General features: G+C 36.1%; 14 protein-coding genes. 11 read left to right on the forward strand and 3 right to left on the reverse strand.

Annotated elements, in window-relative coordinates; all coding sequences use genetic code 11:
• Positions 1-3: 3 nt before the first annotated feature.
• Positions 4-480: a polar chromosome segregation protein gene (locus tag BCER98_RS08720; protein ID WP_012094162.1), complete on the reverse strand. Its 477-nt coding sequence runs from the start codon at positions 478-480 to the stop codon at positions 4-6.
• 372 nt (positions 481-852) lie between these two features.
• Between BCER98_RS08720 and BCER98_RS08725 the strand changes: the two genes are divergently transcribed.
• Positions 853-2,187, forward strand: a complete 1,335-nt coding sequence (locus BCER98_RS08725; protein ID WP_012094163.1) for a hemolysin family protein — start codon at positions 853-855, stop codon at positions 2,185-2,187.
• A gap of 58 nt (positions 2,188-2,245) precedes the next feature.
• Here the strand turns inward: BCER98_RS08725 and BCER98_RS08730 are convergent, their stop codons facing one another.
• On the reverse strand, positions 2,246-2,641 hold the full coding sequence (locus BCER98_RS08730; RefSeq protein WP_012094164.1) for a YueI family protein: 396 nt from the start codon (positions 2,639-2,641) through the stop codon (positions 2,246-2,248).
• Between the two features lie 239 nt (positions 2,642-2,880).
• Here BCER98_RS08730 and BCER98_RS08735 point away from each other — a divergent pair, with 239 nt between their 5' ends.
• Positions 2,881-4,026 carry a BA2291 family sporulation histidine kinase gene (locus BCER98_RS08735; RefSeq protein ID WP_012094167.1) on the forward strand — a complete coding sequence of 382 codons (1,146 nt, stop codon included), beginning with the start codon at positions 2,881-2,883 and terminating at the stop codon, positions 4,024-4,026.
• A gap of 16 nt (positions 4,027-4,042) precedes the next feature.
• Here the strand turns inward: BCER98_RS08735 and BCER98_RS08740 are convergent, their stop codons facing one another.
• Positions 4,043-4,792: a DUF4397 domain-containing protein gene (locus BCER98_RS08740; protein WP_012094169.1), complete on the reverse strand. Its 750-nt coding sequence runs from the start codon at positions 4,790-4,792 to the stop codon at positions 4,043-4,045.
• A 186-nt stretch (positions 4,793-4,978) separates the two neighbouring features.
• Between BCER98_RS08740 and BCER98_RS08745 the strand changes: the two genes are divergently transcribed.
• The 9 genes from BCER98_RS08745 (at position 4,979) to BCER98_RS08785 (ending at position 13,972) form a co-directional block, all read left to right on the forward strand.
• Entirely contained in the window at positions 4,979-5,095 is a 117-nt protein-coding gene (locus tag BCER98_RS08745) for a YjcZ family sporulation protein (protein ID WP_041809682.1), read from the forward strand.
• Between the two features lie 460 nt (positions 5,096-5,555).
• On the forward strand, positions 5,556-6,866 hold the full coding sequence (locus BCER98_RS08750; RefSeq protein WP_012094170.1) for an aspartate aminotransferase family protein: 1,311 nt from the start codon (positions 5,556-5,558) through the stop codon (positions 6,864-6,866).
• A complete protein-coding gene (locus BCER98_RS08755; protein ID WP_012094172.1) occupies positions 6,863-7,561 on the forward strand; it encodes a 3-oxoacid CoA-transferase subunit A in 699 nt (232 codons plus the stop codon). The genes BCER98_RS08750 and BCER98_RS08755 overlap by 4 nt, the downstream gene beginning before the upstream one ends.
• Positions 7,546-8,208: a CoA transferase subunit B gene (locus BCER98_RS08760; protein ID WP_012094173.1), complete on the forward strand. Its 663-nt coding sequence runs from the start codon at positions 7,546-7,548 to the stop codon at positions 8,206-8,208. Before BCER98_RS08755 ends, BCER98_RS08760 begins: the two co-directional genes overlap by 16 nt.
• Before the next feature lie 14 nt (positions 8,209-8,222).
• Positions 8,223-9,491, forward strand: a complete 1,269-nt coding sequence (locus BCER98_RS08765; RefSeq protein WP_012094174.1) for a peptidase — start codon at positions 8,223-8,225, stop codon at positions 9,489-9,491.
• Positions 9,488-10,342, forward strand: coding sequence for a putative beta-lysine N-acetyltransferase (gene ablB / locus BCER98_RS08770; protein ID WP_012094175.1), 855 nt, complete (start codon positions 9,488-9,490; stop codon positions 10,340-10,342). The genes BCER98_RS08765 and ablB overlap by 4 nt, the downstream gene beginning before the upstream one ends.
• Positions 10,343-10,688: 346 nt before the next feature.
• Positions 10,689-12,074, forward strand: coding sequence for a sigma-54 interaction domain-containing protein (locus tag BCER98_RS08775; protein WP_012094176.1), 1,386 nt, complete (start codon positions 10,689-10,691; stop codon positions 12,072-12,074).
• A gap of 210 nt (positions 12,075-12,284) precedes the next feature.
• Positions 12,285-13,703: a lysine 2,3-aminomutase gene (gene kamA / locus BCER98_RS08780; protein WP_012094177.1), complete on the forward strand. Its 1,419-nt coding sequence runs from the start codon at positions 12,285-12,287 to the stop codon at positions 13,701-13,703.
• Positions 13,700-13,972, forward strand: a complete 273-nt coding sequence (locus BCER98_RS08785) for a YokU family protein (RefSeq protein ID WP_012094178.1) — start codon at positions 13,700-13,702, stop codon at positions 13,970-13,972. Before kamA ends, BCER98_RS08785 begins: the two co-directional genes overlap by 4 nt.
• Positions 13,973-14,037: the final 65 nt, after the last annotated feature.

The raw sequence follows: 14,037 nt of genomic DNA on the forward strand, positions 1-14,037 counted from the left end.
TTATTAAAAGCCAAACATACTTAAAATCATTTTACGGCGTTTTGGTTTTTTTTCTCGTTCATATGTTGATTGACTATCCGGTGTAATATATACGGGTTCTTCTTTTGGAATAGAAGCCTCCAATTTCTCAATCTTTGTTAACATTTCTTCCATTTCACGACGATGCTGTAATAGTTGATATGTGACAACATCATTTGCCTTATCTTGTATTTGTTCTTCAATATGATCTAATCGTTTTGTAATTGCATTTAATTGTATGACGAGTTGTTCAATCTCATTTGAGGATTTCGTTTGGGAAGTGGAATCTTGTTCCATTTGAGAACGGTGATATTCTAACATTTGATCAAAGTCACTTTTTGTAAAAATATAATGACCATATTTGTTCTTTTGAATCGTGAGATTTAATTGTTGAGCAATCCGAACCACTGCTTTTGGGTTAACACCTAACTTTTGCGCAATAAAGGGTGTTTTATATTCCAAGATAATCCCTCCTATATATATCCTGTTACATGATTTCTAGATGAAAAGTTTGTTCCCTTCTGGAGTGACAAAAGAAGTGTTGAATCGCCAAAGAAAGTGTTTTTTTACGAAATTTAGCATATATTTATGAAAAATAGAGCTGTACAATTTTCAACTTCTCTGTGTTGTAAATTGACGGGAACAAGATTTTTAGATTATCATAAATATAAATATCTTTTTTATGTATGCATATAATATATAAAAAGGTGATTGCTAATGTAGAATTTTGCCAGATTCAAATTGGATATTTCGCTTGAATCATTTGAAGTAGGAGGTGGCTTCCTTGCTTACAGCGTAAGTAAGGAAACATATTTGGACATATTTAGGATAAGTATGTTGATTGTTTTAATTGCCTTAACTGCATTTTTCGTTGCAACAGAATTTGCAATTGTGAAAGTGAGAGAATCGCGCATCGATTATTTAATTGCTGTGGGCAACAGGCGCGCAAAGTCAGTAAAGACAGTCATTACAAACTTAGACGAGTATTTATCAGCTTGCCAATTAGGGATTACAGCTACAGCGCTTGGAATAGGATGGTTAGGAAAACCGGCACTAAAGCAAACGTTCGATCAACTATTTACTAGTTTGAAAGTACCTGTTCAATCTGTGGATTTTTTAGCTGTAATTCTAGTGTTCATGTTCATTACTTTCTTCCATGTGGTGATTGGAGAATTGGCACCAAAGACATTTGCAATTCAAAAGGCAGAGCAAATTAGTTTGTTTATAGCAAAACCGCTCATTTTCTTTTATCGTCTTACATTCCCATTTATATGGTTACTAAATGGATCCGCTCGATATATAGCAAGAATGTTTGGTTTATCGCAGGTGAAAGAGCGTGAAGATGTACATTCAGAAGAAGAACTGAAGTTATTAGTTTCAGAAAGTTACAAAAGTGGAGAGATTAATCAATCAGAATTTAAATATGTGAATAAAATTTTTGAATTTGATGATCGGATTGCAAAAGAAATTATGGTTCCGCGTACGGAAATGTATATTTTAGATAAGGATATGCCGATAAAAGAAGCATTGCAAAAAATGTCAAAAGAAAAATATACAAGATATCCTGTGGTTGATGGAGATAAGGATCATGTTATTGGATTTGTTAATTTTAAAGATATTTTTACGGATTTTGTAAAACATGGTGCTGGTCACGCTGAAACAGTAGGAACATATATGAGATCGATTATTCTTGTTATCGAATCTATTCCAATCCGTGATTTATTTTTAAAAATGCAACGGGAGCGTACGCACATTGCGGTGTTAATTGATGAATATGGAGGAACAGCAGGGCTTGTAACAGTTGAAGATATATTGGAAGAAATTGTTGGAGAAATTCAAGATGAATTTGATATAGATGAACAACCAGAAATTCAATGTGTCAGCGAAACAAAAACAATTTTAGAAGGAAAAGTGCTTGTTAGTGAAGTGAATGCGCTACTTGGTTTAACAATTTATGACGATGGAATTGATACGATTGGCGCTTGGATTTTAACGAAAAACCTTGGGATTGAAGAAGGAGATATCGTGAAAATTGAAGGATATAGGTTCTGTATTAAAGAATTGGATGGGCATTATATTAAGCGAATAGAAGTAACGAAACAACCTGCGCCAATTGTTATGCCTGAAACGGACTCTTCTATATCACTGCAAGAACAAATTAGTTCGTAAATGGAATGGATGAGTAGATTGTAAAAGGTACACTCTTTAAAGTGTACCTTTTACTTCGTTATGAGGGGATTTCTTGTTTGAAAATATCATCTTCAACGTAAATTTGATTTTTATCTACAGCAGTATGATGCGCTACAACTAAGCCGATTGGTGTATGTGTTCCCTTATTTTGAACAATAGTGAAGGGAACGTTTTTTTCGTTTGCTAATTTAATGTATTTTGATAAATGTGGGTAAGTAATGCTTCCATTTACAAATAGATGCAGATTCTGAGAAGAATGCAAACTCTTTGTTACTTCTGAATAAATGGTGCTTCGCATTACTTGACCGATGGTTAAAGCGATCTCTACACGTTCGCGTAATGTACCTAAATACATATTACGTTCTTCTGGTTTGTTTTGCTTTTGGCCATAAATGCCTTCTTGAAGATAATCTTCCACATTTTTATTTACCATATTTTTCACACCTTTCCATGCTTATTGTACGCAAGAATCGGAAAGGATGCAAAAAAAATCATGATATATATGTGAAAATTGACACAAATAGAAGGGAATTATCTATCACTTATCAAAGGGTATAATGGGCGATAAAAATGAAATAAATTTTATCAAAAGAAATTAACAAAATGTGACAATAATCTCTTAACGAAATTTGTTTTTTGTGATAATATTCAAAATATATAGGGTATCGTCGCATGGAAATGGAGGAAATGGGGGTTTTTCCAATCGATAAGGAGGATATTAAAGAATTATTTTGTTCGTATTTGAAAGACAATAGGCATCAATTCGTACAGAACTGGAAAAACAAGACGATAATTTCCGACAAAGATCCGTTTAAGCAAGAGGTAGCTCGAAATGGAGAACGCTTATTAGAATTAATTATTAAACTTATTATGGAGGATAAGGATATTGCTTATTTACAGCCGTTATGTGAGAAAATTGCGATTGAACGTGCAGGGGCGGATGCAAATATTGGCGATTTTGTCTATAACGCAAATGTCGGAAGAAATGAACTATTTGAAGCGATGTGTGAGTTAGATGTGAAAGCTTACGAGCTAAAACCAATTATGACAAAAATACATACTTGTTTTGATAGATTAATTTATTATACTGTTTTAAAATACTCGGAAATCATATCAAGAAATTTAGAGGAAAAACAGCAATATATAAATGAAACACATAAAGAAAGATTAACTATTTTAGGACAAATGTCTGCTAGCTTTGTTCATGAATTTCGGAATCCGTTAACTTCCATAATGGGTTTTGTGAAACTGCTAAAGTCAGAACATCCTAATTTATCGTATTTAGATATTATTTCTCATGAGCTAGATCAGTTAAACTTTCGCATTTCGCAATTTTTACTTGTTTCTAAAAAGGAAATGTGGAATGAATCGGAACGATTTTGGCTAAACGATTTGTTTCATGATATTATTCATTTCTTATATCCAAGTTTAGTAAATGCAAATGTTTCAATTGAAAAAAACTTACCTTACCCGATTTCATTTGTAGGATATCGAAGTGAAGTGAGGCAAGTTTTTTTAAATATCTTAATGAATTCGATTGATGCTTTAGAAGCAATGAATGAAAATCGTAAAATTATTATCGATACATGTGAAGATGAAGAAATGATTCATATTGTAATAAAAAATAATGGTCCAATGATTCCAGCAGAGAATATTGAAACGATTTTTGAACCATTTGTTACAACAAAAAAATTAGGAACTGGCATTGGTTTATTTGTATGTAAGCAAATTGTTGAAAAGCATAATGGGATGATTACATGTCAATCAAACTCTGAGTGGACAGAATTTCATATTACATTTCAAAAATCTACACCATAATATGGCGTAGATTTTTTTAATTTGTAAGAGTAACAGTAGTAACATTTGGCGATTTTGTAGTGTAACCTACAAGGGAAATTGTAGAAATGGTATTTGGTTCGATTTTTACGTTTGGAATCGTTACAAGGTTTTTCTTTGTATCAGCAAGTGAAATTTCGATATCAGCTGTACCAGGGCTTACTTGTAAATAATCTGTTACTTGTTTAAAGAGTACATTTTCAAATAGATGATCGCCGTTCTTTAAGGATACATTTACAACGGAAGTGTCAGGTGAGAAGTGTGCGAATCGTATTTTAGCTTGACCAGATGGCAAATGTGTATTATCTAACATTGGTTGTAGTTGAATATGCGAATCTTTATCAAGTATTGCAAGTGTATAGGAATGATTTCCTAGCATCGGGATAAGTGCTGAAAAAATGGGAGTTTCATTGTCTAGAGGAACAATATCAAGCCTATATTGCCCTTGCATAAGGGAGAAATAAGGGCTGAATTGTTGAAAAGTGATATTTTTAATGACTTTTTGTCCATTTATTAAAATATCGACAGGGGCTGTATGCGGTGAGGCGTGAAATATCCTCATATAAGATGGTAACGTTGCCTCTTGTGATTCACGCCTTTCGTATGCCTGTACAAGTTGCTTGACCGCATGATGATATTTCATAGATAGCTCGATATATTTTCTAGGACTTATATATTGATAGTACCGTGCCAGTTGTTCATAGCAAATTGCTTCTTGTCCATATTTTTCAAATTCAGATTGCGTCATGGATATTCCTCCTTTGTCATCATTACAACTATATGCTTTAGTAAAAAGAAGTTATGCAAGAAACTTATTTTCAAAAGAGATTATACATATCGATTTTTTGATTTCTAGGCAAATACACATACGAAAGAGAAGTTGTCCTACATAATGTAATAGTGCAATATAAATATAGAAAAAGGAGGGGGAAACATGTGGGGGTATGGATATTCAGGTAGTTATTGTGGCTACGGTACAGGTTATGGATTTGCGTTGTTAGTTGTGCTGTTTATTTTATTAATCATCATTGGAGCTTGTTGGGTGCGCTAATCATGGATGAAGAGCGTCATACTGAACTGGTTACTGTCGTTAATCGGTTCTTTTTTTATGAAAGAAAAGCATCGCACATTTCTTAGGAGAAGAAAACATTTAGATTTATAAGAAATTTGTCTAATTTTGTTTAAAAGTATGAGATGTAAACTATGCAAACAGGAAGGAAATGAACGGGAGTTTCGTCGAAGTTTACACAATATCGGCAATTTGAATAGAGTGGCTGATGTTGTAGGAAATTTTCAATCGAATTGGAGGGGGAGAAGAGCATGATTCTATCATCGAAGGAGAGGAGAGTTAAAGAATTTTAGTTCTGAATATTCTTTCGATTTATAAGGCCTATTTCTATAGTTTATAAGTCTTTTTTATCTATTCACTGCTTTTGCAGGGGATTCTTTTTATGAAAGAAACGTCAATTTTCTTCATATATATATACAAATTGGAGAAATGGGGGAGCGCTATGCGCGATTACTTAATTAAGCCACTTGTTGGTCAGCCGTATCCAATGATTTCTCATGGAAAAGGAGTATATTTGTACGATCAAAATGGAAATAAATATTTTGATGGTTCCTCGGGAGCTATTACGGCTGGTATCGGACATGGCGTAGCAGAAATTGCTGAAGTAATAAAAAAACAGGCAGAGGAGATTGCTTTTGTCTATCGGTCACAGTTTACAAGTGAACCAGCAGAAAAGTTAGCAAAGAAACTAAGTGATTTAAGTATAGGAGACTTGAATTGGAGCTTTTTTGTAAATAGTGGTACAGAAGCAAATGAGACAGCTATGAAAATTGCAATTCAACATTTTCAAGAACGTGGTATTCATGGTAAACATAAAATTTTATCAAGATGGATGAGCTACCACGGAATTACGATGGGAGCTTTATCTATGTCTGGGCATCCATTGAGAAGACAACGATTTGTAGCTATTTTAGAAGATTATCCAACCGTATCAGCTCCATATTGCTTTCGGTGTCCGTTACAAAAAGTATATCCAACTTGTCAGCTTGCCTGCGCAACGGAATTAGAACGAGCAATTGAGCGAATTGGTGCGGAACATATTGCAGCTTTTATAGCGGAACCAATCATTGGTGCTGCCGGTGGAGCGGTTGTTCCTCCAAAGGAATATTATAAAGTGATTAAAGATATTTGTATGCATTATGATATTCTATTTATTGCGGATGAGGTTATGACAGGGCTTGGGCGAACGGGAGTGTGGTTTGCAATGGAGCATTGGGGTGTGGAGCCTGATATTATGACGCTTGGGAAAGGGCTCGGGGCTGGTTATACACCAATGGCAGCGACGGTTATAAGTGATCGTGTTATGGATCCGATTTTAAGAGGGTCCCGTTCAGTGATGAGCGGTCATACATTAAGCGCAAATCCATTATCAGCAGCAACTGCTTTAGCGGTTATCGAATATATGGAAAAACATAATTTACCTGAAAAAACAGCGGAAAAAGGAGAATATTTAATAAAGGGATTGCAAAAAGTTCAGCAGCAATCGACTATTATTGCAGATGTGCGGGGGAAAGGATTCCTAATTGGAATTGAATTGCAACCGTTTACAAAAGCGTCGGAGCTCATTTCAGTGGCAGCTAAAAACGGACTCCTTTTATATCAAGCTGTTTCAGGGCAAGCAGGTAAGGAAGATAGCGCATTGCTTGTTGCACCACCAATGACTACTACATATTCTGAGCTAGATGAGCTACTTAGTATTTTTGGTAAGAGTGTGGAGGAAATGATGCAAAGAGGAGGGCATAGTATCGCATGAAAATGGTGACAAATACATTCGGGAAATTGAAAGAAATAGATGAAGTCATTTCGCTATTTCACGATGATATGACACTAATGTTTGGGGGATTTGGTGGAATCGGATCCCCTCCATCTCTTATACAAGCAATTGTGGAAAAAGGAATTACAAACTTACATTTAATTGGAAACGATACAGGGTTCCCGGATGTGGGGATTGGTTGTCTTATAACAAGAGAAAGAGTAAAATCATTAGTCACTTCTCATATCGGTTCAAATCCGAATGCAGGGAGACAATTAAACGAAGGAAAGTTACAAATTGAATTTTCACCTCAAGGAACACTAGCGGAGCGCATTCGAGCAGGCGGCGTAGGTCTTGGTGGCATTCTTGTTGATGTTGGTGTTGATACGGTCGTTGAGGAAGGAAAACGAACAGTTGAATTAAATGGCAAAACGTTTTTAGTTGAAACAGCTCTTACAGCTGAAATAGCAATTGTATATGCAAAAAAAGCAGATCCATTTGGAAACATTGTTTTTGATAAAAGTGCGCGTAATATGAATCCACATGTTGCGATGGCGGGGGATATTACAATTGTAGAAGCGGAAGAAATTGTACCGCTTGGTGCATTACATCCGGAAGAGATTGTAGTTCCAGGTGCTTTCATAGATTATATTGTTCCATCGGAAGGGGTGAATTGGAAATGGGCATGGGAATAGATGTAAGAGATAAAATCGCAAAGCGGGCTGCGCAAGAAATTCAAAATGGCATGATTGTCAACTTAGGAATTGGTATTCCTTCACTTGTTCCTAACCATTTACGGGAAGATATACACGTTATGTTCCATGCTGAAAATGGAATTATCGGTATGGGCCCAACACCGAATACAGGGGATGAAGATGCAAATTTATGCAATGCAGCGGGACTGCCGACGTCAATTATTCAAGGGGCAAGTTACTTCGATAGCTGCACCGCATTTGGAATGATTCGCAAAGGGTTGCTAGATTTAACAATTCTAGGGTCGCTACAAGTGAGCGAGAATGGAGATTTAGCCAATTGGATTGTACCAGGAAAACGTGTTCCAGGTATTGGCGGAGCAATGGATCTAGCACAAAAAGCAAAGCGAGTCGTTGTTGTAATGAACCATGTCGATAAGTATGGGAATGCAAAGATTGTATCTGAATGTACACTGCCTTTAACATCGAAAAACTGCGTTGATGTCATTATTACTGATATGGCTGTGATGGAGGTTACTTCTAAAGGATTAGTGCTTCAAGAATTGATGAGTCCTTATACAGTAGAAGATGTGAGGAAGCATACGGAATCGGCTTTTCATATAAGTTCTAACTTGCTTGTAATTGAATGAAGGGAGCGGGGGATATGGGAGATTTAAAACAACAAATATGTGATTATATTGAAAGCCATGAAGAAGATAGTGCGAAACTATTAAAGCGATTGATTCAAGAAAAGAGTGTGTCTGGAAAAGAAAGTGGAGCGCAAGCAATCATAATTGAGAAGTTGCGTGAATTAGGATTAGATCTTGACATTTGGGAGCCGTCTTTTACAAAAATGAAAGATCATCCTTATTTTGTATCCCCAAGAACGAATTTTTCAGATAGTCCTAATATTGTAGCTACTTTAAAAGGAAGTGGCGGCGGAAAATCCATGATTTTAAATGGACATATTGACGTTGTACCAGAGGGAGATGTGAACCAGTGGGATTATCCTCCTTATAGTGGTGAAAGAATTGGAAATCGTATATATGGTCGTGGAACGACGGATATGAAGGGGGGGAATGTTGCTTTAATACTTGCAATGGAAGCGATTATTAAGAATGACATTGTATTAAAGGGAGATATTTATTTTCAAAGTGTAATAGAAGAGGAGAGCGGTGGTGCAGGAAGTTTAGCAGCTATTTTAAGAGGATATAAAGCTGACGGGGTCATTATTCCAGAACCAACAAATATGAAGTTCTTCCCAAAACAGCAAGGATCGATGTGGTTTCGACTACATGTGAAAGGGAAAGCTGCACATGGTGGGACTCGTTATGAAGGAATCAGCGCAATTGAAAAAAGTATAATTGTGGTTGAGCATGTAAAAGAATTAGAACAAAAGAGAAATGACCGAATAACAGACCCACTTTATAAGGAAATTCCCATCCCAATTCCGATTAATATAGGGAAAATTGAAGGAGGAAGTTGGCCGAGTTCTGTACCAGATTCCTTAATATTAGAAGGAAGATGTGGAATTGCGCCGAATGAGACTATAGAGGCGGCAAAAGAAGAATTTGAAACTTGGATGCAACAATTAAAGGATAAGGATGTATGGTTTAGAGATCATCCTGTAGAAGTAGAATGGTTTGGAGCAAGATGGGTGCCGGGTGAATTAGATGAGAAGCATCCGCTCATTACAGCACTTCAAAATAATTTTGTGCAAATTGAAGGGAAAAATCCAATTATAGAAGCATCGCCATGGGGAACAGATGGTGGATTATTTACTCAAATTGTAGATGTACCGACGATTATATTTGGGCCAGGAGAAACGAAGGTAGCGCATTATCCAAATGAATACATTGAAGTAGATAAAATGATTGCCGCTGCAAAAATCATTGCATGTACATTATTAGATTGGTGTGAGGTGAAAAGATGAACTATTATGAATCATTTAAAGAACAGACAAAGTATTATACTGTAGAAGGAGTATTGGACTATTTTAACAAGCGAGTGCGAGTTGATCATTACACAGGCAATGTAGAATATATAAGACAAACAATCGAAGAATTGGCCAAGAAGCATTCTTTCACTAAATGTATTATAAAAGGAAAGGGAGAGCATGTTTCGGCGTGGCTCTCTTTTGGCTTTTTATTAGAAGCAACAATTCCTCATTATTTTCAAGGTCACGATGCTTATTTCTTGGTGAAGTATTTACGGAATGAAAGAAGAAATAGTATCGAATGGGAAAATGAAGATCAAATTTTAAATGGTGTGAGGGAAAAAAGGGGAGTGGATAAACAAGTTCCAACCACATTTATATTGCGGAAGGCAACAGAAGATGATGCAGAACAGTTAGCAAATGTATTCGGAAGAGTTTTTGAAATTTATCCAACACCATTAAATCAAGTAGACTATGTGAAACAAACAATGAAAGAAGACACCATTTATTATGTATATGAATTAGAAGGGAAAATCGTTAGCACTGCTTCAGCAGAGATGAATGTGAAAGAAGGGAATGCAGAACTAACAAATTGTGCGACTTTACCTGAGTATCGAAAACATGGTTTTATGAAAAGCTTACTTGTTCAATTAGAAGAAGAACTGCGAGATCGAGCAATCTTTTGTTCTTATACAATTGCACGCTCGCTTTCATTTGGAATGAATGCGGCTTTTCATCAGTTAGGCTATACGTATACAGGGAGACTTGCTAATAACTGTTATATTTTTGATAAATTAGAAGATATGAATGTATGGGTAAAAGATTTATCCCGCATTAACGGGCAGTAAGACTCCCACCTCAAGGTTCAAAGAGTAGCAAGGAAGTAGGGCTGCCCGTAAAAGCCCGATTGGTGAGGGATGAAGAAAATCCCCACTGATTAAAGTTTCACTTTATCCAGTTATTGATAGGTAGTAAGATTCGGAGAGAAATACGTGGGAGCAGAGCTTGTCCCTAAACGACTGATTCGTAAAAGCGAATCATACTGAATAAAGTTTTACTTTATTCAGTATGAATGATGAAACAAATAACGAATGTAGAGAAGGAACAATAGAATGAGATCTCAATGCTTATAATCGCACATAGAGGCGCCAACAATTCGGCGTGTAATATGCTGAATTGTTGGCAAGAGGGGGGATGACATTGCTAGCTGTTTCTACACAAGAAGTCATTGAAGCGATTTTGAGCAGTATTGATGAAGCAATTCATGCTGTAGATGAAAATGGAATTACCATTTTTTATAATGATGTTGCAGCGAAACATGATGGTTCAAAAATTGAGAATGTACTCGGAAAGCATTTATTAGAGGCATTTCCATCGTTATCTCGAGAAACGAGTACACTTATGAAAGTTTTACATACAAAAAAGCCTATCGTTCATCAAGTGCAGCGTTATCAAAATTTAAAAGGTGAGGATGTATGTACGGTTAATACGACTTTACCTATTTTCATAGAAGGAAGTATTGCTGGAGCGGTTGAAATCGCAAAGGATTATACAACGATTCAAAAATTGACAGATACAATTGTTGATTTACAGTCAAAAATGAAGCGTTCTTCTAAACGAAAAATAACGAAAAAACATATTGCGTTTAATACAATCGTGACGAATGACACTCGCTTTCGTCAAACGAAAGAGTTAGCACAAAAGGTAGCTCCAACAGATGCCAATGTTTTAATATACGGCGAAACAGGCACAGGAAAAGAATTATTTGTTCAGGCAATTCATGAAGCTTCAAAAAGAAAAAACAAACCGTTTATTGCACAAAATTGTGCAGCGCTCCCAGAATCACTGTTAGAAAGTTTATTATTTGGAACGACAAAAGGTAGTTATACGGGAGCTATTGAGCGTGCGGGGTTATTTGAGCTTGCAGATGGAGGGACATTATTTTTAGATGAGTTAAACTCGATGCCCCTTGATCTGCAAGCAAAAATGCTTCGCGTTTTAGAAGACGGGGTCATACGCCGAATAGGTGATAATAAGACAAGAAAAGTAGATGTACGTGTCATTACTGCAATGAATCAGCCTCCAGAAGTCTGCTTGCGCGAAAATAAGATTCGTACGGATTTGTATTATAGATTGAATGTATTCTCTCTCTATATTCCACCACTTCGTGAGCGAATAGAAGATGTTTTACTGCTGGCATCTTATTTTTTAAAACAATATAACAAGGAATATAAAAAGGCTGTATTTGAGATTAACGATGATGCAAAAGAGAGATTATTATCGTATCATTGGCCAGGAAATGTAAGAGAACTAAAGCATACGATTGAACATGCTGTGATTCTTGCAGAAGGGCATTCGCTAACAGCTTGTTGTTTACCCCGAATATTCCAGAAAGAAAACAGGCAGGAGAAGAAAAAGATATTGCCTTTACGCGAGGCGTTGTCTCAAATGGAGAAGGAATTAATTCATCAAGCTCTAATAGAAACGGAGGGGAATATATTACAAGCTGCTAAATTACTTAGTATTCCAAGACAAACTTTGCAGTATAAGTTAAATAAATATAAAAAAAACGCCGAATAATCGGCGTTTTTATGTGTTTGCACCAATAAAAGAGCGTTTACATATACAAAAAGTAACAGGAATCATGGTGAGCGATTATTGTATCTACATGTAAAAAAACGATTTTTCCTATATATGATAAGGAATCTTATAATACTGCTTATCAAAATTGTGAAGTTGGCATAATTATTGCTTATATAAAAAGTGAGCGTAAAAAAAGGGGGAATAGCAATGTTACACGATGTATATAAACCAAATCGTCATTGGAAAGAAATTGAATTGTGGAAAGACGTGACAGAAGAACAATGGAATGATTGGGTTTGGCAATTAACGAATACGATTAAAACGTTAGATGATTTAAAGAAAGTCATAAATTTAACACCAGAAGAAGAAGAAGGTGTTAAAATTTCAACAAAAACGATTCCGCTAAATATTACACCGTACTATGCTTCGCTTATGAATCCCGATGATCCGCGCTGTCCGATTCGAATGCAATCTGTACCGATTTCGGAAGAATTATATAAAACAAAGTATGATTTGGAAGATCCGCTACATGAAGATGAAGATTCACCAGTTCCTGGTTTAACGCATCGCTATCCAGATCGTGTCCTATTTCTTGTAACAAATCAATGCTCCATGTATTGCCGTTATTGTACACGCCGTCGCTTTAGTGGACAAATCGGCATGGGCGTACCAAAAAAACAATTAGATGAAGCAATTGCTTATATTCGTGAAACACCGCAAGTACGAGACGTTTTAATTTCTGGCGGTGATGGACTCCTTATTAATGATAAAATTTTGGAATATGTATTAAAGAATTTACGAGCAATTCCGCATGTAGAAATTATTCGCATCGGAACAAGGGCGCCAGTTGTATTCCCGCAACGTATTACAGAAAATCTATGTAATATTATGAAAAAATATCACCCAGTATGGCTAAATACACATTTTAATACTTCGATTGAAATTACTGAAGAGTCTAAATTAGCATGTGAAATGCTTGCAAATGCAGGCGTTCCAGTTGGGAACCAAGCGGTTATTTTAGCAGGAATTAACGATAGCGTCCCAATTATGAAAAAACTCATGCACGATTTAGTGAAAATTCGAGTTCGTCCATATTATATTTATCAGTGTGATTTATCGGAAGGGATTGGTCATTTCCGTGCGCCAGTATCTAAAGGCTTAGAGATTATTGAAGGACTGCGCGGACATACGTCTGGTTATGCAGTGCCAACGTTTGTTGTAGATGCTCCAGGCGGAGGCGGTAAAATTGCGCTTCAGCCAAACTATTTAATCTCACAAAGTGCGGATAAAGTTGTACTCCGCAACTTTGAAGGGGTGATTACAACATATCCAGAACCAGAAAATTATGTGCCAGGAAGAGCGGAAGGGTACTTTAAAGAAATTTATCCAACATATGAAGAGAAGCGGTCTGATATTGGTGTAGCAGCATTAATGAGCGATAAGAAATTCAACCTCGTACCGGATGACCTGCAGCGTATGAATCGCCGAAAAGACTATGAAATGAACGAAACGCATTCATCCTTAAAGGATAAACGTGAAAAGCGCGATCAACTGAAAGATAAAAAATATAAAGCGCAAATGAAAAAACTAGAAGCTGATGAAAAAGCTGAAGGTGATGCAGTATGAATTGTATGTGGTGTGAAAGTAAAGAAGCAATAGAAAGTGTAAATACTGTATATTGGGAGTTGCCGGATGGTACAAAGGCAATTGAAATCCAAAAAACACCGTGTATTTCTTGTTCTTCGTGTGGAATGGAATATCAACCTGATCATATCGTGAAAGAAATTGAAGATCAGTTGTTTCTGATTTATACAAAAGATTTGCCAAAGCAACTGACTTATGAGGAACTAATGGAGCGTCCGCGTTTACTAAAGAAAAATTATTTTGATTTTTAACCAGCTGTTATGCTGGTTTTTTTCTTTTCTCCCTTGTATAATGTACCCAAGTTAGAAAGGTAGGG

This window comes from Bacillus cytotoxicus NVH 391-98 (genome assembly GCF_000017425.1).
GTDB lineage: Bacteria > Bacillota > Bacilli > Bacillales > Bacillaceae_G > Bacillus_A > Bacillus_A cytotoxicus.